20 protein-coding genes are annotated in these 20,151 nt (G+C 71.0%); 6 read left to right on the plus strand and 14 right to left on the minus strand.

Going from position 1 to position 20,151, the window contains the following annotated elements; genetic code table 11:
* Nucleotides 1-27: 27 nt before the first annotated feature.
* The gene (locus tag AMK22_RS21850; protein ID WP_073787446.1) at nucleotides 28-1,410 is read right to left on the minus strand and encodes a glycine--tRNA ligase; all 1,383 of its coding nucleotides are present in this window, start codon (nucleotides 1,408-1,410) and stop codon (nucleotides 28-30) included.
* Nucleotides 1,411-1,562: 152 nt separating this feature from the next.
* Between AMK22_RS21850 and AMK22_RS21855 the strand changes: the two genes are divergently transcribed.
* From AMK22_RS21855 to AMK22_RS21870, 4 genes are all read left to right on the plus strand, one after another.
* Entirely contained in the window at nucleotides 1,563-2,537 is a 975-nt protein-coding gene (locus AMK22_RS21855; protein ID WP_073787448.1) for a metal ABC transporter substrate-binding protein, read from the plus strand.
* Nucleotides 2,538-2,647: 110 nt separating this feature from the next.
* Complete coding sequence (locus AMK22_RS21860) at nucleotides 2,648-3,430, plus strand: metal ABC transporter ATP-binding protein (RefSeq protein ID WP_073787450.1); 783 nt, start codon at nucleotides 2,648-2,650, stop codon at nucleotides 3,428-3,430.
* Nucleotides 3,431-3,432: 2 nt separating this feature from the next.
* Nucleotides 3,433-4,326: a metal ABC transporter permease gene (locus AMK22_RS21865; RefSeq protein ID WP_073787452.1), complete on the plus strand. Its 894-nt coding sequence runs from the start codon at nucleotides 3,433-3,435 to the stop codon at nucleotides 4,324-4,326.
* A gap of 65 nt (nucleotides 4,327-4,391) precedes the next feature.
* On the plus strand, nucleotides 4,392-4,835 hold the full coding sequence (locus AMK22_RS21870; protein ID WP_073787454.1) for a Fur family transcriptional regulator: 444 nt from the start codon (nucleotides 4,392-4,394) through the stop codon (nucleotides 4,833-4,835).
* 47 nt (nucleotides 4,836-4,882) lie between these two features.
* On the opposite strand, the gene AMK22_RS21875 is transcribed toward AMK22_RS21870, so the two are convergent.
* From AMK22_RS21875 to leuA, 4 genes are all read right to left on the minus strand, one after another.
* On the minus strand, nucleotides 4,883-5,704 hold the full coding sequence (locus AMK22_RS21875) for an isoprenyl transferase (protein WP_073787456.1): 822 nt from the start codon (nucleotides 5,702-5,704) through the stop codon (nucleotides 4,883-4,885).
* Between the two features lie 57 nt (nucleotides 5,705-5,761).
* Complete coding sequence (recO, locus tag AMK22_RS21880; RefSeq protein ID WP_073787458.1) at nucleotides 5,762-6,508, minus strand: DNA repair protein RecO; 747 nt, start codon at nucleotides 6,506-6,508, stop codon at nucleotides 5,762-5,764.
* Nucleotides 6,509-6,576: 68 nt separating this feature from the next.
* The gene (locus AMK22_RS21885; RefSeq protein ID WP_073787460.1) at nucleotides 6,577-7,254 is read right to left on the minus strand and encodes a TerB family tellurite resistance protein; all 678 of its coding nucleotides are present in this window, start codon (nucleotides 7,252-7,254) and stop codon (nucleotides 6,577-6,579) included.
* 240 nt (nucleotides 7,255-7,494) lie between these two features.
* Nucleotides 7,495-9,291 carry a 2-isopropylmalate synthase gene (gene leuA / locus AMK22_RS21890; RefSeq protein ID WP_073787462.1) on the minus strand — a complete coding sequence of 599 codons (1,797 nt, stop codon included), beginning with the start codon at nucleotides 9,289-9,291 and terminating at the stop codon, nucleotides 7,495-7,497.
* Nucleotides 9,292-9,656: 365 nt separating this feature from the next.
* Here leuA and AMK22_RS21895 point away from each other — a divergent pair, with 365 nt between their 5' ends.
* Nucleotides 9,657-10,733 (plus strand): M4 family metallopeptidase, encoded by a 1,077-nt coding sequence (locus tag AMK22_RS21895; RefSeq protein ID WP_073787464.1) that lies wholly within the window; start codon nucleotides 9,657-9,659, stop codon nucleotides 10,731-10,733.
* Nucleotides 10,734-10,838: 105 nt separating this feature from the next.
* Nucleotides 10,839-11,105: a protealysin inhibitor emfourin gene (locus tag AMK22_RS21900; protein WP_073787544.1), complete on the plus strand. Its 267-nt coding sequence runs from the start codon at nucleotides 10,839-10,841 to the stop codon at nucleotides 11,103-11,105.
* 89 nt (nucleotides 11,106-11,194) lie between these two features.
* Here AMK22_RS21900 and era read toward each other — a convergent pair whose 3' ends face one another.
* The 9 genes from era to AMK22_RS21945 form a co-directional block, all read right to left on the minus strand.
* Nucleotides 11,195-12,169, minus strand: coding sequence for a GTPase Era (gene era / locus AMK22_RS21905; protein WP_079186325.1), 975 nt, complete (start codon nucleotides 12,167-12,169; stop codon nucleotides 11,195-11,197).
* A 61-nt stretch (nucleotides 12,170-12,230) separates the two neighbouring features.
* Nucleotides 12,231-13,178: a WxL protein peptidoglycan domain-containing protein gene (locus AMK22_RS21910; RefSeq protein ID WP_073787466.1), complete on the minus strand. Its 948-nt coding sequence runs from the start codon at nucleotides 13,176-13,178 to the stop codon at nucleotides 12,231-12,233.
* 128 nt (nucleotides 13,179-13,306) lie between these two features.
* A complete protein-coding gene (locus AMK22_RS21915; RefSeq protein WP_443333311.1) occupies nucleotides 13,307-14,683 on the minus strand; it encodes a beta-xylosidase in 1,377 nt (458 codons plus the stop codon).
* Nucleotides 14,684-14,848: 165 nt separating this feature from the next.
* Nucleotides 14,849-15,202 (minus strand): cytidine deaminase, encoded by a 354-nt coding sequence (locus tag AMK22_RS21920; RefSeq protein ID WP_073787468.1) that lies wholly within the window; start codon nucleotides 15,200-15,202, stop codon nucleotides 14,849-14,851.
* A gap of 209 nt (nucleotides 15,203-15,411) precedes the next feature.
* A complete protein-coding gene (locus AMK22_RS21925) occupies nucleotides 15,412-15,765 on the minus strand; it encodes an MmcQ/YjbR family DNA-binding protein (RefSeq protein ID WP_073787470.1) in 354 nt (117 codons plus the stop codon).
* Nucleotides 15,762-17,054 carry a hemolysin family protein gene (locus AMK22_RS21930; RefSeq protein ID WP_073787472.1) on the minus strand — a complete coding sequence of 431 codons (1,293 nt, stop codon included), beginning with the start codon at nucleotides 17,052-17,054 and terminating at the stop codon, nucleotides 15,762-15,764. The genes AMK22_RS21925 and AMK22_RS21930 overlap by 4 nt, the downstream gene beginning before the upstream one ends.
* Complete coding sequence (gene ybeY / locus AMK22_RS21935) at nucleotides 17,051-17,548, minus strand: rRNA maturation RNase YbeY (RefSeq protein WP_073787474.1); 498 nt, start codon at nucleotides 17,546-17,548, stop codon at nucleotides 17,051-17,053. The genes AMK22_RS21930 and ybeY overlap by 4 nt, the downstream gene beginning before the upstream one ends.
* Nucleotides 17,549-17,560: 12 nt before the next feature.
* Entirely contained in the window at nucleotides 17,561-18,583 is a 1,023-nt protein-coding gene (locus AMK22_RS21940) for a PhoH family protein (protein WP_073787476.1), read from the minus strand.
* Nucleotides 18,584-18,722: 139 nt separating this feature from the next.
* On the minus strand, nucleotides 18,723-19,919 hold the full coding sequence (locus tag AMK22_RS21945) for a carbohydrate kinase family protein (RefSeq protein ID WP_073787550.1): 1,197 nt from the start codon (nucleotides 19,917-19,919) through the stop codon (nucleotides 18,723-18,725).
* Nucleotides 19,920-20,151 lie beyond the last annotated feature (232 nt).

Here is a 20,151-nt window from a genome sequence, read left to right on the forward strand (position 1 = left end):
CTGCGGACCAAGCGGTGCGAGCAGGCGTCAGCAGCCGAGCAGGCGGGCGCCGAGGTAGGCCTGGATCTGGTCCAGGGAGACGCGCTCCTGCTTCATGGTGTCGCGCTCGCGCACGGTCACCGCGTTGTCGTCCAGGGTGTCGAAGTCGACGGTGACGCAGAACGGCGTACCGATCTCGTCCTGGCGACGGTAGCGGCGGCCGATGGCGCCCGCGTCGTCGAATTCGATGTTCCAGTTCTGCCGCAGGTCGGCGGCGAGGCCCTTGGCCTTCGGCGACAGCTGCGGGTTGCGGGACAGCGGCAGCACGGCGACCTTGACCGGCGCGAGGCGCGGGTCAAGGCGCATCACGGTGCGCTTCTCCATGACGCCCTTGGCGTTGGGTGCCTCGTCCTCGATGTAGGCGTCGAGGAGGAAGGCGAGCATCGCGCGGCCGACACCGGCTGCCGGCTCGATGACGAACGGGGTCCAGCGCTCGCCGGCCTCCTGGTCGAAGAACGACAGGTCGGTGCCGGACGCCTTGGAGTGCGCCTTGAGGTCGTAGTCCGTGCGGTTGGCGACGCCCTCCAGCTCACCCCACTCGCTGCCGCCGAAGCGGAAGCGGTACTCGATGTCGGCGGTGCGCTTGGAGTAGTGCGAGAGCTTCTCCTGCGGGTGCTCGAACCACCGCATGTTCTCCTCGCGCAGGCCCAGGCCGGTGTACCAGCTCCAGCGCTGCTCCATCCAGTACTCGTGCCACTTCTCGTCCTCGCCCGGCTTGACGAAGAACTCCATCTCCATCTGCTCGAACTCACGGGTGCGGAAGATGAAGTTGCCCGGGGTGATCTCGTTGCGGAAGGACTTGCCCATCTGGGCGATGCCGAACGGCGGCTTCCGGCGCGAGGTCTGCTGGACCTGGGCGAAGTTGGTGAAGATGCCCTGGGCGGTCTCGGGGCGCAGGTAGGCGACCGAGCCGGAGTCCTGGGTCGGGCCGAGGTGGGTGGAGAGCAGACCGGAGAACTGCTTGGGCTCGGTGAACGTGCCCTTGTTGCCGCAGTTGGGGCAGTTGAGGTCGGTCAGGCCGTTCGCGGGGAGGTGGCCGTGCTTCTCCTCGTACGCCTCCTCCAGGTGGTCGGCGCGGAAGCGCTTGTGGCAGGAGGTGCACTCGGTCAGCGGGTCGGTGAACGTGGCGATGTGGCCGGAGGCGGCCCACACCTCGGAGGCCAGGATGACCGACGAGTCGATTCCGACCACGTCCTCGCGGGAGGTGACCATGTAGCGCCACCACTGGCGCTTGAGGTTCTCCTTCAGCTCGACGCCCAGCGGCCCGTAGTCCCAGGCGGCCCGCTGACCACCGTAGATCTCACTGCAGGGATAGACGAAGCCACGGCGCTTGCTCAGGCTGACGATGGAGTCGATCTTGTCGGCGGCCACGGTGCTCTCTTCATTACGAGGACGAACGTCGAATGCTACAGATTACCGGCGGGCCCGCCCCTCGGATCAAATCGGTGGCGGTCCGGTCGGCCGCATGACCATCTCATCATCCTTGTTGACAATCGTTTCCAATTTCATTGAAAATGAGTGTCATGAACGTCAGCCGCCTCATACCCACCATCACCCTCGCCGGAGCGGTCACCCTCGGCCTCACCGCCCTCACCGCCTGCTCCGCCTCGGACGCCGCCGATCACAAGAACGGCGACAAGCTCGACGTGGTGGCCTCGTTCTATCCGATGCAGTACCTGGCCGAGCAGATCGGCGGAAAGCACGTCTCGGTCACCACACTGACCAAGCCGGGCGTCGAGCCGCACGACCTGGAGCTCAGCCCGAGGCAGATCGGCGGGCTGAGCGACGCCGACTACGTCCTCTACCTCAAGGGCATCCAGCCCGCCGTCGACGACGCCATCAAGCAGTCCGGCGTCAAGAACGCCGTCGACGCCTCGAAGCTCACGAAGCTGGAGGAACACGGCACCGAGGCCGGCGACGACCACGACCACGCCGGGAGCGACGAGCACGGCCACGAGCACCACGGCGACGAGACCGGGGCAGACCCCCACATCTGGCTGGACCCGGTGAAGTACGCCGAGGTCGCCGAGGGCGTCGGGAAGTCGTTGGAGAAGGCCGACCCCGACCACGCCGCCGACTACCGCAGGAACACGGAAGCGCTGGTCGGCAAGATCGACGCGCTGAACACGGCGTACGAGACGGGCCTGAAGTCCACCGCGACCAGGACCTTCATCACCACCCACTCCGCCTTCGGCTACCTCGCCGAGCGCTACGGCCTCACCCAGGAGGGCATCGCCGGCGTCGACCCCGAGGCCGAGCCCAGCCCCGCCCGGATCAACGAGATCCACGCCATCGCGAAGAAGAACAAGGTCACCACCGTGTTCTTCGAGACCCTCGCCAGCGACAGGACCGCGAAGACCCTCGCCCGGGACACCGGTCTGAGGACGGACGTCCTGGACCCGCTGGAGGGAATCACCGACAAGTCCAAGGGCGACGACTACATCGAGGTCATGCGGTCCAACCTCGCCGCGCTGCAGAAGGCGCTCGGCGCGAAGTGACCCGGACGACCCCCACGGCCCATGCGCCCCGCACGGCGCACGCCGCCCACACGGCAGAAGCGGCGACCGCGACCCACGCGACAACCGCCACAGCAGCATCGGAGGCGCTCATGCCCGAGTACGGGAGCACCACCAAGGACCCCGTCATAGCCCTCAGGGGCGCCACGGCCACGCTCGGCGCACGTGCGGTGCTGCGCGGCATCGACCTGACGGTCCAGCGCGGCGAGGTCGTCGCACTGCTCGGCGCCAACGGCTCGGGCAAGTCGACCGCCGTGCGCTCCGTCATCGGCCAGGTCCCGCTCACCGGCGGCTCCGTCGAACTGTTCGGCACCCCACTGCGCCGCTTCCGCGCCTGGTCCCGCGTCGGCTACGTGCCCCAGCGCACCACCGCCTCGGGCGGCGTGCCCGCCACGATCCGCGAGGTCGTCTCGTCCGGGCGGCTCTCCCGTACGCGGCTGGGCCCGCTCCGCAAGGCGGACCGGGCCGCCGTCGACCGGGCCATCGAACTGGTCGGCCTGAGCGACCGGGCCGGGGACTCGGTGAACGCGCTCTCCGGCGGACAGCACCAGCGCGTGCTGATCGCCCGGGCGCTGGCCGCCGAACCGGAGTTGCTGATCATGGACGAGCCGATGGCCGGCGTCGACCTGGGCAGCCAGGAGATCCTCGCCACGACGCTCCGCGAACAGGTCGCCACCGGCGCCACCGTGCTGCTGGTGCTGCACGAACTCGGCCCGCTGGAGCCGCTGATCGACCGCGCGGTCGTGCTGCGCGACGGCTGCGTGACGCACGACGGGACGCCCCCGAAGGCCGTGGGCCAGCACGCCCTGCCGGGACACGACCATGTACACCCCCACGCGGCCACCGAGCCCGTCCGGACCGGACTGCTGAGCTGATCATGGAATTCCTCGATCCCCCCTTCATGCAGCGGGCCCTGCTCGCCGCCGTCCTGGTCGGCGTCATCGCCCCTTCCGTCGGCGTCTACCTCGTCCAGCGCCGCCAGGCCCTGATGGGCGACGGCATCGGTCACATCGCGATGACCGGCGTCGGCCTCGGCTTCCTGCTGTCCACCAGCCCGGTGTGGATGGCCACGGCGGTCGCCGTCGCCGGCTCGGTGGTGATGGAGCTGATCCGCTGGTACGGACGCACCCGCGGCGACATCGCCCTGGCCATGCTGTTCTACGGCGGCATGGCGGGCGGCGTCCTGCTGATCAACCTCTCCGACACCGGTTCCAACGCCAACCTCACCTCGTACCTCTTCGGCTCGCTCGCCACCGTCTCCACCGAGGACATCACCGCGATCTGCCTGCTGGCCGCCTTCGTCCTGCTGGTGACGCTGGGGCTGCGGCGACAGCTGTTCGCGGTCAGTCAGGACGAGGAGTTCGCCCGCGTCACCGGGCTGCCGGTGCGCGCGCTGAACCTGCTGGTCGCCGTGACCGCGGCGGTGACCGTCACCGTGGCGATGCGGGTCGTCGGGCTGCTGCTGGTCAGTGCCCTGATGGTGGTGCCGGTCGCGGCGGCGCAGCAGATCTCCCGGTCGTTCCGGCTGACGTTCGTGCTGTCGGTCGTCATCGGTACGGCGGTGACCCTGGCCGGCACCGTCACCTCGTACTACCAGGACGTACCGCCCGGTGCGACGATCGTCCTGCTGGCCATCGTGGTCTTCGTCGCCCTGACGCTGCTCGCGACCCCGCTGGCCCGGCGGCGGGCCCGCCGGAGCGAGGAGGCGTCCGGCGAGTGCACCCTTGAAGCAGGGGCCGGCAGCCCCGTGGAGGACGAACTCCGGGTGTGACCACGAGGGCCGGGCAGACTGGCACAATGGCCCGACACAGGTACGGGCGACACGAGGAGGCGGCTGTGGCAACGGCGCCGATCAGTGGAACGAACGCGGCCCCGGTACGTGGCCGGTCGACCCGGCAGCGGGCGGCGGTGGCGGCGGCGCTCGACGAGGTGGACGAGTTCCGCAGTGCCCAGGAGTTGCACGACGTGCTCAAGCATCGCGGCGACTCGGTCGGGCTGACCACCGTCTACCGCACCCTCCAGTCCCTCGCCGACGCGGGCGAGGTGGACGTGCTGCGCACCACGGACGGCGAGTCCGTGTACCGCCGCTGCTCGACCGGCGAACACCACCACCACCTGGTGTGCCGGATGTGCGGCAAGGCCGTCGAGGTCGAGGGTCCCGCCGTGGAACAGTGGGCGGAGTCGATCGCCACGCAGCACGGATACGTGAACGTGGCGCACACGGTGGAGATCTTCGGCACCTGCGCGGAGTGCGCCGGGCGCGCCGACGAGAAGGAGTGAGGGCCCGGGCGGCGGGGCCGGCGATGTGTGCCGGCCCCGCCGTCCGCTCAGCCCTTCGGCGCGGGGGCCGTCTCCACGGCGCCGCCGAACCGCCGGTCCCGCTGGGCGTACTCCAGACAGGCCCGCCACAGGTCGCGGCGGTCGAAGTCCGGCCACAGCACGTCCTGGAAGACCATCTCGGCGTAGGCGCTCTGCCAGATCAGGTAGTTGGACGTGCGCTGCTCACCGCTGGGGCGGACGAACAGGTCGACGTCCGGCATGTCCGGGTAGTAGATGTACTTCGCGAACGTCTTCTCGTTGACCTTGGACGGGTCCAGCTTCCCGGCCGCGACGTCCTGCGCGATGCGCTGCGCGGCGTCGGCGATCTCGGCCCGGCCGCCGTAGTTGACGCAGAAGTACAGCGTCATCCGGTCGTTGTCCTTCGTCTGTTCCTGGGCGACCTGGAGCTCCTGGACCACGGACTTCCACAGCTTCGGCATGCGCCCCACCCAACGGATGCGGATGCCCAGCTCGTCCATCTCGTCGCGGCGGCGGCGGATCACGTCCCGGTTGAAGTTCATCAGGAACTTCACCTCCTCCGGGGACCGCTTCCAGTTCTCCGTGGAGAACGCGTACAGCGAGAGGTTCTTGACGCCCATCTCGATGCAGCCCTTGAGGACGTCCATGACGACGCCTTCGCCGACCTTGTGCCCCTCGGTGCGCGGCAGGCCGCGTTCCTTGGCCCAGCGGCCGTTGCCGTCCATCACGATGGCCACGTGCTTGGGCACCAGCTCGCCGGGAATCCTCGGGGGCGTGGCACCGGAGGGGTGCGGCTCCGGGGTCTTGTAGTCGCGTCGGTTACGGCCGCCCAGTATCCCGCGTACTGCCATGAACTGTCTCGCTCCCTGTGCCTGATCCATGCCGGATCCGTACCTGATCCGCCTGTGTCACTTCTCTACGTACCGCAGTGAGCGCAGCCCGCGCTCCAGATGCCAGTGGAGATAGGCGGACACCAGTCCGCTCCCCTCCCTGACATGACGCGCCTCGCACGCGTCCGCCGTCTCCCAGTCGCCGGTGAGCAGCGCACTCAGCAGACCGACGGCCTCGGTCGAGGGTACGACGCTGCCGGGCACCCGGCAGTCGCCGCATACGATGCCGCCCGCCGCGACGGAGAAGAACCGGTTCGGCCCGGGCATGCCGCACTTCGCGCAGTCCTCGAAGCTGGGCGCGTAGCCGTTGACGGCGAGCGAGCGCAGCAGGAAGGCGTCGAGGACGAGATGTGGTTCGTGCTCGCCGCGGGCGAGGGTGCGCAGCCCTCCGACGAGCAGCAGGTACTGCTGGACCGCGGGCTCGCCCTCGTGGTCGGTGAACCGCTCGGCGGTCTCCAGCATCGCGGTGCCGGCGGTGTAGCGGGCGTAGTCGGTGACGATGCCGCCACCGTACGGGGCGATCGTCTCGCTCTGCGTGCAGAGCGGCAGCCCCCGGCCGACCAGCTCGCTGCCCCGGGCGAAGAACTGCACGTCGACGTGGGAGAAGGGTTCCAGCCGGGCGCCGAACTTGGACTTCGTGCGCCGCACCCCGCGCGCGACGGCCCGTACCCGGCCGTGGCCGCGGGTGAGGATCGTGATGATCCGGTCGGCCTCGCCCAGCTTCTGCGTGCGCAGCACCACGCCGTCGTCCCGGAACAAGCTCATGCGTCCATTGTCCGGTACGGGGACGGGGCCTCTCACCCGCACTCCCGGGGGCGAGCGGGCAGGAGCGGTCAGGAAGGGGTGCGGGCCGCCGCGGCCAGCAGCCGGGCGGTGTCCTCGGCGCAGATCCGCAGCGCCCCGCCCACCGTGGTCAGCACCTCGCGCTCGGACGGGCCGTAGGGGCCGTCGGCGAGGGCGATCCTGGCGCCCTGGAGGAGGATCGCCTCGCGTCCGGCGGGGGCCAGGTGCGGGGCGAGGGGCTCCAGCGCCTCGTGCAGTTCGATGGCGAGGGCGGCGCCGCACGCCTCGGCCGCCGGGTCGAAGGCTGAGCCGTGGCCGATGTCGGCGGAGAGGACCTCGACGACGATGGAGAGCTGTTCCTCCGTGCAGTCGTCGAAACCGGCACCGCGCACGGTGGCGGCGGCGGTCCGCAGGACCGTGCGGGAGGTGGTGCCGCCGGCCGCGAGGACGCCGAGGGCGACCGTGTGGACGGCGTCCCGGAGCATCGCGGAGAGCCGGGTGGTGGTGGGGTGGTCGAGCACATCGGTGTCGAAGCGACTCCGACAGGCGGCGCATTCGACGACGGGTCCGGTGGTGCCGCGGCGCAGCATCGGCACGCCGAGCACGGCGAAGCGGCGGCGTCCGGTGAGCCTGCGGTAGTTGCGGTCGCCGCCGCAGCCGGGGCAGAAGAACTCGCCGTCGCCGACGGCGTCCCAGACGGTGCGGATGCCGCAGATGCGCAGCTTCATGGCGCGTTGTCCCAGGGCTGACCGCACGTCGCACACCTCCGTAACTCCCCCGTGGCCCTCAGGGCACGGGAGGCGCCCCCTCCGGCAACATTGCCGCGTGGACGTGATGTTAACCACAGTCGTGAGGTGCCGTCAGTACCCCGATCGTCACAACCCCGGAGATGGCCGAACCCCACCCCCGGCCGGAGCGGGGGCGGGGTCCTGGGCCGTGCGGTCGCGGACGCCGTCGGGCGGGCCGGGTCAGCGGCCGGCGCGGTTGACCGCGGAGACGACCGCCTTCAGCGAGGCGCGCGTGGTATTGGCGTCGATGCCGATGCCCCACAGCACCCGTCCGTCGATGGCGCACTCGATGTACGAGGCGGCCTGGGAGCTGGCGCCCTCGCTCATGGTGTGCTCGGTGTAGTCGAGGAGACGGGCGTCGATGCCGATGGCCTGCAGCGCTTCGAAGAACGCGGAGATCGGACCGTTGCCGGTGCCGGTCAGCACGGTGTCGGTGCCGTCCACCGTCGCCTCGACGGTGATGGTGTCCCGGCCGTCGGAGCCGGTCGTGGACTGGCCCGAGCGGATCTGTACACGACCCCATTGGGCCGCGGCGTTCTCGGGGTTGGGCAGGTACTCGTCCTGGAACACGGACCAGATCTGCGCCGGGGTGACCTCGCCGCCCTCGGCATCGGTCTTGGCCTGAATGATCCGGGAGAACTCGATCTGCATCCGGCGCGGCAGGTCGAGCTTGTGGTCGTTCTTCAGGACGTAGGCGATGCCGCCCTTGCCGGACTGCGAGTTGACCCGGATGACGGCCTCGTAGCTGCGGCCGACGTCCTTCGGGTCGATCGGCAGGTACGGCACGGCCCACTCGATCTCGTCGACGGTCGTGCCCCGGGCGGCCGCGTCGGCCTCCATGGCGTCGAAGCCCTTCTTGATGGCGTCCTGGTGGGAGCCGGAGAAGGCGGTGTAGACGAGGTCGCCCGCGTAGGGGTGGCGCGGGTGGACCTCCATCTGGTTGCAGTACTCGCTGGTGCGGCGGATCTCGTCGATCTGCGAGAAGTCGATCTGCGGGTCGACCCCCTGCGAGAAGAGGTTCATGCCCAGGGTGACCAGGTCGACGTTGCCGGTGCGCTCGCCCTGGCCGAACAGGCAGCCCTCGATCCGGTCCGCGCCGGCCATGAGGGCCAGTTCGGCGGCGGCGACGGCGGTGCCGCGGTCGTTGTGCGGGTGGACGGACAGGCAGATGTGCTCGCGACGGGTCAGGTTCCGCGACATCCACTCGAAGCGGTCCGCGTGCGTGGACGGGGTCGACCGCTCCACGGTGGCGGGCAGGTTGAGGATGATCTCGCGCCCCTCCTCCGGCTGCCAGACGTCGCAGACCGCCTCGCAGACCTCCAGGGCGAAGTCCAGCTCGGTGTCGGTGAAGATCTCCGGGCTGTACTGGTAGCCGAAGATCGTCTCCGGGCCCAGCAGCTTCTCCGCGTACTCCATGACCAGCCGGGTGCCGTCGACGGCGATCTGCTTGATGTCGTCCTTGGAACCGCGGAAGACGACCCGGCGGAAGGTGGGGGCCGTGGCGTTGTACAGGTGCACGGTGGCACGGCGGGCGCCGACCAGGGACTCGATGGTCCGCTCGATCAGGTCCTCACGGGCCTGCGTCAGGACGGAGATCGTCACGTCCTCGGGGATCGCGCCCTCCTCGATGATCGAGCGGACGAACCCGAAGTCGGTCTCTCCGGAGGACGGGAAGCCGACCTCGATCTCCTTGTAGCCCATGCGGACGAGCAGGTCGAACATCTCGCGCTTGCGGGCCGGCGACATCGGGTCGATCAGGGCCTGGTTGCCGTCGCGCAGGTCGGTGGAGAGCCAGCGGGGCGCCACGGTGATCCGCTTGTCCGGCCAGGTGCGGTCGGGGATGTCGACGGCCTCGTACCGGCCGTACTTGTGGATCGGCATCCCGGACGGCTTCTGCATCCCGGTGGCGTTGGTGATCGGCGTCGGACGTCCGACAGCGGTCGTGGCAGGCATCGGGGCGTGGCGGTCGGTGGTCATGGCGTGCGGCTCCTCGGGGTCCAACCAATGGGACGGCCGACGTGTCGCTGCACCACCAGACTCCGCGGGGAGGGGGTCGGCCTACGACTACAGGCCCTCGCCGCGGCAGCTAAGAAGAAGCAGCCCGAAACGCATGATGCGACGAGAGTAACCGAGACACGTCTGATGCGTCCGACCCGTATCACTATGCGGAATCGCGACCGCCGTACGGGATCGGAATCAGCGTGCGGCATCGAGGCCGCACGGGCCAAAACCGCTTTGCGCGGTCGGGCACTCGAAACACCCGGGCGCGGCCGGTCACTCCATCTGACCAACCGCCGTCGCAACCAGCGACAAGCCGGTTACGTGCTGCCACAGTCGGGTGTATGCAGCCTCACTCCCGGAACGGGTTCCGCCCCGTCTTCTGCACCATCGTGCCGCCCCATGTCCTCGACAAGCTCTCCCGCTCGGACAACCCCGATCTCGCCGGGCGCGCCCGGCGCACGCTGGAGAGCGATGCCGCCCGCCGCACCCGCCGCCATCTGGCGACGGTCACCGCCCCGTCCGCGACCCGTCCGGCCGGGGCCGAGCCGTCCGACACGCCCGACCGGACGCTGTACGACTGCCGGAACGGCACCGCGCTGCCCGGTACCAAGGTCCGCGCCGAGGGCGAGGAGCCGACGCAGGACGCGAGCGTCAACCGCGCGTACGCGGGGCTCGGCGCCACCTTCGACCTCCTGTTCAAGGTGTACGGCCGCCGTTCGATCGACGACAACGGACTGCCGCTGATCGGTTCCGTGCACTACGACGAGAAGTACAACAACGCCTTCTTCGACGGCGAGCAGATGGTGTTCGGCGACGGCGACGGCGAGATCTTTCTGGACTTCACCCTCCCGATCGATGTGATCGCCCACGAGCTGACGCACGGTCTGACCCAGTACACCGCCAATCTGAGCTATTACGGCCAGTCCGGCGCGCTCAACGAGTCGGTGTCCGACGTCTTCGGCTCGCTGGTGAAGCAGTACACGCTGGGCCAGAGCGCGGACCGGGCGGACTGGCTGATCGGCGCCGGTCTGCTGGCCCCCGACGTCCAGGGCGTCGCGCTGCGCTCGATGAAGGAGCCGGGCACGGCGTACGACGACGACATGCTCGGCAAGGACCCGCAGCCGGGGAAGATGGAGGACTACGTCCACACCGGTCAGGACAACGGCGGGGTGCACCTCAACTCCGGCATTCCGAACCGCGCGTTCTACGTGCTGGCGACGGCGCTCGGCGGCAACGCGTGGGAACGGGCCGGGCAGATCTGGTTCGATGTGCTCACGGGCGGGCGGCTGGCCGTGGACGCGGACTTCGCGGACTTCGCTCGTCTGACGGTGGACGCCGCCCGTGGCCGCTTCGGGGAGGGCGACGAGACCGAAGCGGTGCTGAAGGCGTGGTCGGAGGTGGGCGTTCCGACCGCTTAGCAGGACCGGGCCGGGCGCGCAGGACGATCGGACCCGTGCTCCGGTCCGTCCGGCGATGACGACAGGGCCCGTGCCCCGGCCCGTCCGGCGATGAAGGACAACCGCATGCGGATTCAGGTCAGCAGGACCGGCGGCTTCGCCGGTATCGCACGCAACGGCGAGGTCGACACCTCCGGACGGGCCGATGCCGCGGAGTGGGAGGCGCTGGCCGAATCAGCGCTCGCCGCGGGCCAGGGCTCCCCGCCCCGGGGCGTGCCGGACGGCTTCCAGTACCGGATCACGGTGGACGGCCGCTCGGTGCACTGCGCGGACCCCCGGCTGACCGACGCGCAGCGCGCCCTGATCTCACGCGTCCTGAAGGAGGGCGCGTGAGGCGGCCGGGAGGGGACCTGGCGTACGACTGACCGGGCGCCCGGCCGACGGCTCGTGCGGCGTCGGCCCGGGCCCTCGGCCCAGCGGGGTCAGAAGCCCAGCTTCCGCAGCTGCTTGGGGTCGCGCTGCCAGTCCTTGGCGACCTTCACGTGCAGGTCCAGGAAGACGGGCGTGCCGAGCAGCGCCTCGATGTGCTTACGGGACTTCGTACCGACTTCCTTCAGCCGCCTGCCCTTCGGGCCGATGATGATGCCCTTCTGGCTGGGACGTTCGATGTAGACGTTGGCATGGATGTCGAGCAGCGGCCGGTCCGCCGGGCGGCCCTCGCGGGGCAACATCTCCTCGACGACGACGGCGATGGAGTGCGGCAGCTCGTCGCGCACGCCTTCGAGCGCGGCCTCCCGGATGAGCTCCGCGACCATGACCATCTCGGGCTCGTCGGTGAGGTCGCCCTCCGGGTAGAGCGGGGGGCTCTCCGGGAGCAGCGGGGCGATCAGATCGGCCAGCAGACCGACCTGGTTGTCCTTGACCGCCGAGACCGGGACGATCTCGGCCCATTCGAAGCCGAGTTCCTCGGCGAGACGGGAGACGGCGAGGAGCTGTTCGGCGAGCTGCTTGGAGTCGACCAGGTCGGTCTTGGTGACGATGGCGATCTTCGGGGTCTTCCTGATGCCCGCGAGTTCCTTGGCGATGAACCGGTCGCCGGGGCCGAGCTTCTGATCGGCGGGCAGGCAGAAGCCGATGACGTCGACCTCGGCCCAGGTGGTCCGCACGACGTCGTTGAGCCGCTCGCCCAGCAGCGTGCGCGGCTTGTGGAGGCCGGGCGTGTCGACCAGGACCAGCTGCGCGTCCTCGCGGTGCACGATGCCGCGCACGGTGTGCCGGGTGGTCTGGGGCCGGTTGGAGGTGATCGCCACCTTCCGGCCGACCAGAGCGTTCGTGAGGGTGGACTTGCCCGCGTTGGGGCGGCCCACGAAGCAGGCGAAACCGGCCCGGTGGGGTGCGTGATCCGCGCCCTGCTGTGCGGCGGCTTCTGTGTCAGGTCGAACGCTCATGGCGCCCATTGTCCCCGATCCCGGCGGTCCCGCCGTACCGAGGGCCGCGGCGCGCCCGCCGGGGCCCGGCTCAGGTGCTTCGCGCGCGCCTGCGGCGGATCCGCAGCCGGATCCCCACGACCCCGGCGGCGACGACCGCCAGCAGGACCCCGGCCATCAGCCAGGGCAGCGCGATGTACGGGACGGAGGCGGACTCGCGGGTGCCTCGGGCGCTCGCGGTCAGCTCGATCTCACCCCATTCCAGCTCGGGCGCGTCGGCCCACCGCTCGGTCAGCCGGACCCGCTGGCGGGGCAGCAGTTCGGACGGGATCCGCTTCAGGTCGCGGGCGAGCAGGGTGCGGCCGAAGAGTCCCTCGGCCCGGAGGGCGACCTTGGGTTCGAGGGTGACGTTGCCCCGGTTGTGGAGGGTGTACGAGATGACGGCGCTGCTCCGGCCGGTGCCCGGGACCAGCGGCCGGGTGTGCTCGACCTCGATGTCGTCCACGGAGAGCGCGGGCAGCGTCGGCCCGTTCACCCGCAGGTGGATCCGGGCGCCGACCGCTTGCCGGATGCCGACGGCGACGGCTCCCCCGGCTGCGGGTTCGACGCGGTCGTCGAGGGCGACGAGGGCCCCGGGGTGGTCCCCCGGCTCGGCGTCGCGGGGAACGGTGATGGTGACCGGGACGCCGACCGACCCGTGCGGGGGCACGGTGACCAGGTCGCGGCCGGGTCTCGCCCAGGCGCCGACCGAACGCTGCCGCTCGTCCCGCGAGCGGACGGCGAACCCGCCGTCGCGGGCGGTGTTGTAGGCGTCGGCGGCGTACAGCCGGAAGGTCCGCGACCGGTCCGTCTTGTTGGCGACGGTGACCGTGTCGTGGAGAGTGGCCCCTGGGTCGGCGGAGAGGTAGAAGTACGGGCGCCGGCCGCTCTGCGCGGCGGCCGGGTAGACCGACCAGCTGCCGTTGTCCGCGGCGTGGGCGGCGGGGGCGCCGGTGAGCAGGAGGGCGCCGGCCAGGAGGGGGGCGTACAGCTTGCGCACGGTGCGGAGCCTCCGGATCGGTCGGGGGCGGGTGCCGGGGCGGTGAGTGCCGGCCGGCCGGGCAGGGGGCGGGCCGGGGCCGGTGGACCCGGGCGGGTGCGCGCCCCAGGGCCACCGGCCGGACCCCCTCAGGTGAGGGTGAGGGTGAGCACGCCGGAGTACGCGCCGGGTGCGGTGTACGCCGGTACGTCCAGGGCGAGTCGCGCGTCGACGGTGAACTCGCCGCCGGTGGCCGTCCCGTTCGGCGTGGACGCCAGGGTGGCGCCCGCGCTGCCGACCGGTCCCGCCGAACCGGCCGCGCAGGTGCTGGGGCTGCCGGGCTTCGTCGCGCAGGCCGGGGTCCAGCGCAGCGCGGACGCGCCGACGACCGCGCCGCCGGGGCCGGTGAAGTCGGTGACCTTTCCGGTCAGGGACCAGCCGGCGGGTCCGCCGCGGTAGTCCTCTACCGTCACCGTGCGCAGCGAGCCCCGGGCCGCTCCGCCGCGCCCGAAGTCGACCGCCGACAGGTCGACGGTGTCCCCGTCCTGGACCATGGACAGGGTGCCCGCCCTGACGGAGGCGGTGAGCCGCTGGCTCCCGTCCGGGACCTCGCCGCCCCCGGTGACGGTGTACGCCTGCGGGCCCGCGCCCCTGGCGGCGTCCCAGGCATCGCCCTCGTAGGCGACGATCCCGGTGGTCGCCGGGTCGTCGACGGTGATCCGGCCGCTGAAGCCGCCGGTGGCGTCCGCCGTGACGGTGGCGGTGTCGGCGGTCTGGCGGTCGCCCGCCCGGCCCGCGAGCGTGACGGCCGCGCCCGGGGTGAACTTCGCCCCGGTCACGGTGACCGCGTCGCCCGCCGCGCCGGACGCGGCCCCGAGCCGGATGGAGCGCTCGTTGACCTGTCCGCCACCGTCCGTGGCGATGATCGTCTCGGAGACGGGGGCGGGCGGATCCGTCACCGTGCACGGGGTGTCCAGCTCCATGATGTAGCTGGTGTGGATGTTGTAGTCGCCGGGCGACAGGGTGATCCGGCCGGGCGCGGTGACCGTGAAGGTGCCGGTCATCGAGAACGACGGGAAGGCGCCCTTGCCCGGCACCGGCGCGTTCTTCTTCGGCCCGGTGACGGTGACGCTCGCGCTCTGGGCTCCGCCGACGGCGACCCGGCCGGTGGGCGTCATGATGTCGGCGGGCAGCGGCAGGTCGACCGGGTTGCCCGCGGCCGGCTGGACGACGGTGTACGTGACCGTGACCGTGTCTCCCACCTCCGGCACGGCGTTGTCGACGGTGATCTCGGCCTTCGTCGTCCCGTCGATCGGCGGGATGCCCGCGATGTCCGGCGGGATGCAGTGGGTGGGGAAGTCGACCGGCACGGAGGCCGTCACCGTGGCCTGGGCGGGCGTCGCGAGCCCGCCTCCCCCGGCGACGACGAGCGCGCCCACGCCCAGCGCGGCGGCCCAGCGGCGTCCGCGGCCGGAGCGTCTTCCAGCGGCGGATCTTCGGATGGTCGGATGCGTGATCGGACGCATGGGGCCCCCTCCTGCGGGACGCGGCGCAGCGGCTCCTCCGCGCCGACGGGGGCTCATTGACGGCTCCGGCCGAGAAGAAGTCAAGGACGACGGAACACCCCGACTGATGGCCCATCAGATACTGTCGAGGTCCCTGCGCCTCAGGGACCTCGACCGGCCCCGGCGTCAGCCCGCCGTCATGCTGACCCGCAGTGTGCCGTCGGGTCCTGCGAGCAGCACGGGGGTCTCCGGGCCGCCCAGGTCCCGCACCGCGGCCCGGTCCTCGTCCGACGGGGTTTCGGCCTCGGAGACGACCGCCGCCGCCTCCAGCGAGGTGGCGCCGCTGGCCACGGCCATGGCCACGGCGGTCCGGAGCGCGCTGAGCCTCAGCGACTCCAGCCGCACGGTGCCCGCGACATACGTGCGCCCGGTCTCGTCCCGGACGGCCGCGCCCTCCGGCACGCCGTTGCGGGCGCGGGCGCTGCGCGCCAGCGTGACGATCTTGCGGTCCTCGGGGCCGAGTTCGGTGCTCTCAGTCATGTGCCGAGCATACGAGCCCCGGCGCACGCCCCTCCCCTGCGATCCCCGGTGCTGCGCCCGGAAGGGTCTGCCGGGAGGCTCGCGGCGTCCGGTGCGGTGCAGCGCGAGGCGGAGGAGCGCCCGGATGCCGGGCGCATGCGGGCGTTCCGACGGCGCGGCGAGGTGCCGCGGCCGTCGTCGCGCGTCCGCCGGGGACGGCGGGACGGCCCTCAGGCCCGGTCCAGCTGCAGCCGCTGGGTCCTGGGCAGTCCCGCCACCACCAGGTCGTAGGAGTCCTCGATCAGTTCGCGGAGCAGCCGGTCCGGCACCCCGGAGACCGTCACGGTGTTCCAGTGGCGCTTGTTCATGTGCCAGCCCGGCACCACTGCTTCGTACTCCTCCCGCAGCCGCGCCGCGTCGTCGGGGTCGCACTTGAGGTTCACCGTGAGCGGGCGCGCGTCCAGCGTGCTGAGCGCGAACATCTTGCCGAGCACCTTGAAGACGGAGATCTCCGGGCCGAAGGGGAACTCCTCCACGCTCGCGTTGAACTCCAGGCAGAAATCCCTCAGCTGCTGCGGAGTCACTCCTTCTCCTCCCCCTCCGGATCCACGGGCTCCACCAGCACCGTGACGATCTTGTTGCGGCGGCCCGCCGTGGACTCGGCGGTCAGCCGGATCCGCCGCCCGTCGGGTAGGTCGACCACCGCGGAGGCACCGGCGATCGGCACCCGCCCGAGCGCCTTGGCCAGCAGTCCGCCGACCGTCTCCACGTCCTCGTCGTCGTACTCACCGAGGTCGAACAGCTCCCCCAGGTCGCCGATGTCGAGGCGGGCGGTCACCCGGTAGCAGCCGTTCTCCAGCTTCTGGACGGGCGGGAGTTCCCGGTCGTACTCGTCGGTGATCTCGCCGACGATCTCCTCCAGGATGTCCTCGATGGTGACGATGCCCGCCGTGCCGCCGTACTCGTCGATCACGACGGCGACGTGGCTGCGCTCCTGCTGCATCTCGCGCAGCAGATCGCCGGCGTTCTTCGTGTCGGGCACGAACGCCGCCGGGCGCATCGCCGTGGAGACGAGGTCGGCCTCCGACTCGCGGTTGATGTGCGTCTTGCGGACCAGGTCCTTGAGGTAGACGATGCCGACGATGTCGTCCTCGTTCTCCCCGGTGACGGGGATGCGGGAGAAGCCGGAGCGCAGGGCCAGGGTCAGCGCCTGCCGGATCGTCTTGTAGCGCTCGATGCAGACCAGGTCGGTGCGCGGCACCATGACCTCGCGCACGAGCGTGTCGCCGAGTTCGAAGACGGAGTGCACCATGCGGCGCTCCTCGTCCTCGATCAGCGACTCCGCCTCGGCGAGGTCGACCATCGCCCGCAGTTCCGCCTCGCTGGCGAACGGTCCCTTGCGGAACCCCTTGCCCGGGGTCAGGGCGTTCCCGATGAGGATCAGCAGCTGCGGGATCGGGCCCATCACCCTGGCCAGCGGCAGCAGCACGTACGCGGAGGCCGTCGCGGTGTTCAGCGGGTGCTGGCGGCCGATGGTGCGCGGCGAGACGCCGATGGCGACGTAGGAGACGAGGACCATCACGGCCATGGCGACGGCCAGCGCCTCCCAGGTCCTCGGGAACTCCTGGAGGCAGGCGTACGTGACGAGGACGGCGGCCGACATCTCGCAGGCGACCCGCACCAGCAGGGCGACGTTGAGATAACGGGTCGGATCCGCCGCGACCTGCGCCAGCTTCTGGGCGCCGCGCCGCCCGGAGCGGACCGCCTCGGCGGCCCGGAAGCTCGACACGCGGGCGATGCCCGCCTCCGCGCAGGCCGCCAGCCAGCCGACGACGACCAGCAGGACGGCGCCCAGGACGAGGGGAACGCTCACGAGATCGTGGGGGCGGGCGAGGGACCGGTGAGACCCCGCTCGGCGCGCCAGCCGTCGACGATCGCGGCCTGCAGGCCGAACATCTCGGCCTTCTCGTCCGGCTCCTCGTGGTCGTACCCGAGGAGGTGCAGCACGCCGTGGACGGTGAGCAGCTGGAGCTCCTCGTCCATGGAGTGCCGGGTCTCCGCCTCCTCGCCCTGCTTCTTCGCGACCTCGGGGCAGAGCACGATGTCGCCGAGGAGCCCCTGCGGGGGCTCCTCGCTGTCCTTGGACGGCGGGCGCAGTTCGTCCATCGGGAAGGACATGACGTCCGTCGGGCCCGGCAGGTCCATCCACTGGATGTGGAGCTGCTCCATGGCGTCGGAGTCCACCACGATCACCGAGAGTTCGGAGAGGGGGTGGATCCGCATCCGCGCGAGCGCGTAGCGGGCGATGTCGAGGATCGCCCGCTCGTCGACCTCGGTTCCGGACTCGTTGTTGACGTCGATCGACATGGCGTGCTGCGACTACTTCCCGTGGTGGCTGTTTCGGCTGTCGTACTTCTCGTACGCGTCGACGATACGGCCGACGAGCCTGTGCCGGACCACGTCGTGGGAGGTGAGCCAGGAGAAATGCACGTCCTCGACGCCTTCCAGGATGTCCTGCACCTGGCGCAGACCGCTCTTGGTCCCGTTCGGCAGGTCGACCTGGGTGACGTCACCGGTGATGACGATCTTCGAATCGAAGCCGAGGCGGGTGAGGAACATCTTCATCTGCTCGGGATTGGTGTTCTGGGCCTCGTCGAGAATGATGAAGGCGTCGTTGAGCGTCCGGCCACGCATATAGGCCAGCGGCGCGACCTCGATCGTGCCCGCAGCCATGAGCCGGGGGATCGAGTCGGGGTCGAGCATGTCGTGCAGCGCGTCGTACAGCGGGCGCAGATACGGGTCGATCTTCTCGTAGAGGGTGCCCGGCAGGAAGCCGAGGCGTTCGCCCGCCTCGACCGCGGGCCGGGTCAGGATGATCCGGTTGACCTGCTTGGACTGGAGTGCCTGGACCGCCTTCGCCATGGCGAGGTAGGTCTTTCCGGTGCCCGCCGGGCCGATGCCGAAGACGACCGTGTGCTTGTCGATGGCGTCGACGTACCGCTTCTGGTTGAGCGTCTTGGGGCGGATCGTGCGACCGCGGCTGGAGAGGATGTTCTGGGTGAGCACCTCGGCCGGCGTCTCCTCCCCCTCACCGCTCTCGCTCGCCCTGAGCATGGCGATCGAACGTTCCACTGCGTCCTCCGTCATCGGCTGACCGGTGCGGAGCACCAGCATCATTTCGTTGAACAGGCGCTGGATGAGGGCGACTTCCGTCGCCTCTCCGGCCGCGCTGACCTCATTGCCCCGGACGTGGATGTCGGCCGCGGGGAAGGCTTTCTCGATCACGCGCAACAGGGAATCGCCGGAGCCCAGTACGGTCACCATCGGATGCTTGGCCGGGACGGTGAACTGGGCTCGCGCCTGCCCGGGCGCGGGGGTCTGGGCTATGGGTGTCTGCGTCATGGGCCGGCCCTGTGGCCTGCACATACCTCCCGTTGCAGGGTTCTCGCCGATCGACAACCTCTCGATTACCAAGCCTACGACTCGCCGCGGACAACACCGAGAGCTTTTTCGTACCCGCCACGAACACGCGTGCCGCCGGTCACGCCGGATGGCGGAAGCCGATCGTCGGCACGGCCCGGCGCAGCGGCCACGGCCGGGCGGTGGCGGGCAGCAGATTCTCCAGGAACGCGTACCGCCGCAGCGCCGCCGGGTCCTGGTCGGGGAAGGTGCGCACCCGCTGCCACCAGGCGGCGATCTCGTCCCAGTCCGGGGCCGACAGCGACCCGCCGAACTCCTGCACCGAGAGCGCGGCGGTCAGTCCGGCGAAGGCCAGCCGGTCGGCCAGCGGCCAGTCCGCCAGGGTGCCGGTGACGAATCCGGCGACGAAGACGTCACCGGCGCCGGTCGGGTCCAGGGCCTCGACCTCGATGGCGGGCACCTCTGCGCTCGCCCCGGTCGCCGCGTCCACCGCGTACGCGCCCTCCGCGCCGAGGGTGACCACGGCGAGCGGCACCCGCTCGGCCAGGGCGTGGGCGGCGGCGCGGGGGCAGTCGGTGCGGGTGTAGCGCATGGCCTCCTCCGCGTTGGGCAGGAACGCCTGGCAGTACTCCAGGTCGACGAGGGCGTCCAGGTCCCAGCGGCCGGTCTCGTCCCAGCCGATGTCGGCGAAGATCCTGGCCCCGTTGCGGGCCGCGGCGGCGACCCACGGCTCGCCGTGTCCGGGGGTGAGCGAGGCGATGGCGGCGCGGGCACGGGGCGGGCAGCACGGGAACGCGGTTCCCGCGTCGGGCGGCGCGGCGCCGACGGCGGGGCCGGCACTTCCCGCGCCTCCCCCGGCCCGGGAAGTGCCCGGGACGAACGCGGGGGGCGGGGCCTCGTGGCCGTGCGAGACCATCGTGCGCTCGCCCTCGTACGCCATCGACACGGTCACCGGCGAGTGCCAGCCGGGAACGGTGTGCGACATGGACAGGTCGATGCCCTCGCCGTGCTCCAGGGCGTCCCAGCAGTACTCCCCGTAGTGGTCGTCGCCGAACGCCGCGGCCAGGGAGGTGTGCAGGCCCAGCCGGGCCAGGGCGGTGGCCATGTTGGCGACCCCGCCGGGGCTGGAGCCCATGCCGCGCGCCCAGGACTCGGTGCCGCGCACCGGGGCGCTGTCCAGGCCGGTGAAGATGATGTCGAGGAAGACCGTTCCGGTGAGGAAGACGTCGCAGTCGGGGTCCTGCGGGGCACGCAGCCCGTCCAGCGGGTCGATCCCGTCCGACGGGGCGGTGCCACCGCGCGGGGCGGCCTCGTCCAGCGGGGCGATATCCGGATGGTCCGCGCTCACCTTGCACTCCCCGGTCGTGGCAGATCTGGCCAGTCTGCCCGATCCCGGCCATCAAGCGGAGGGGTCCGCGCCACTTCTCCCTCGGAGACCGCACCATCACCAGGGCTCCGACCTGCGAAAACAACAGTGTCTACCCGGCCGACCGAAACACAAACCAATTTGTGACTCGGATCACACCAGGGCGACTTCCTGGGAGCCGGAC

Source organism: Streptomyces sp. CB01580 (assembly GCF_001905795.1).
Taxonomy (GTDB): Bacteria; Actinomycetota; Actinomycetes; order Streptomycetales; family Streptomycetaceae; genus Streptomyces.

What these genes read in the sequence shown, in the direction of transcription:
- AMK22_RS21915 (WP_443333311.1), bottom strand. Translation starts at nt 14,683, where the DNA reads ATGCGTCCGATCACGCATCCGACCATCCGAAGATCCGCCGCTGGAAGA.
- AMK22_RS21875 (WP_073787456.1), bottom strand. Translation starts at nt 5,704, where the DNA reads ATGGCAGTACGCGGGATACTGGGCGGCCGTAACCGACGCGACTACAAG.
- AMK22_RS21865 (WP_073787452.1), top strand. Translation starts at nt 3,433, where the DNA reads ATGGAATTCCTCGATCCCCCCTTCATGCAGCGGGCCCTGCTCGCCGCC.
- recO (WP_073787458.1), bottom strand. Translation starts at nt 6,508, where the DNA reads ATGAGCTTGTTCCGGGACGACGGCGTGGTGCTGCGCACGCAGAAGCTG.
- AMK22_RS21920 (WP_073787468.1), bottom strand. Translation starts at nt 15,202, where the DNA reads ATGACTGAGAGCACCGAACTCGGCCCCGAGGACCGCAAGATCGTCACG.
- AMK22_RS21860 (WP_073787450.1), top strand. Translation starts at nt 2,648, where the DNA reads ATGCCCGAGTACGGGAGCACCACCAAGGACCCCGTCATAGCCCTCAGG.
- AMK22_RS21855 (WP_073787448.1), top strand. Translation starts at nt 1,563, where the DNA reads ATGAACGTCAGCCGCCTCATACCCACCATCACCCTCGCCGGAGCGGTC.
- ybeY (WP_073787474.1), bottom strand. Translation starts at nt 17,548, where the DNA reads ATGTCGATCGACGTCAACAACGAGTCCGGAACCGAGGTCGACGAGCGG.
- AMK22_RS21900 (WP_073787544.1), top strand. Translation starts at nt 10,839, where the DNA reads ATGCGGATTCAGGTCAGCAGGACCGGCGGCTTCGCCGGTATCGCACGC.
- AMK22_RS21885 (WP_073787460.1), bottom strand. Translation starts at nt 7,254, where the DNA reads ATGAAGCTGCGCATCTGCGGCATCCGCACCGTCTGGGACGCCGTCGGC.
- leuA (WP_073787462.1), bottom strand. Translation starts at nt 9,291, where the DNA reads ATGACCACCGACCGCCACGCCCCGATGCCTGCCACGACCGCTGTCGGA.
- AMK22_RS21895 (WP_073787464.1), top strand. Translation starts at nt 9,657, where the DNA reads ATGCAGCCTCACTCCCGGAACGGGTTCCGCCCCGTCTTCTGCACCATC.
- AMK22_RS21940 (WP_073787476.1), bottom strand. Translation starts at nt 18,583, where the DNA reads ATGACGCAGACACCCATAGCCCAGACCCCCGCGCCCGGGCAGGCGCGA.
- era (WP_079186325.1), bottom strand. Translation starts at nt 12,169, where the DNA reads ATGGGCGCCATGAGCGTTCGACCTGACACAGAAGCCGCCGCACAGCAG.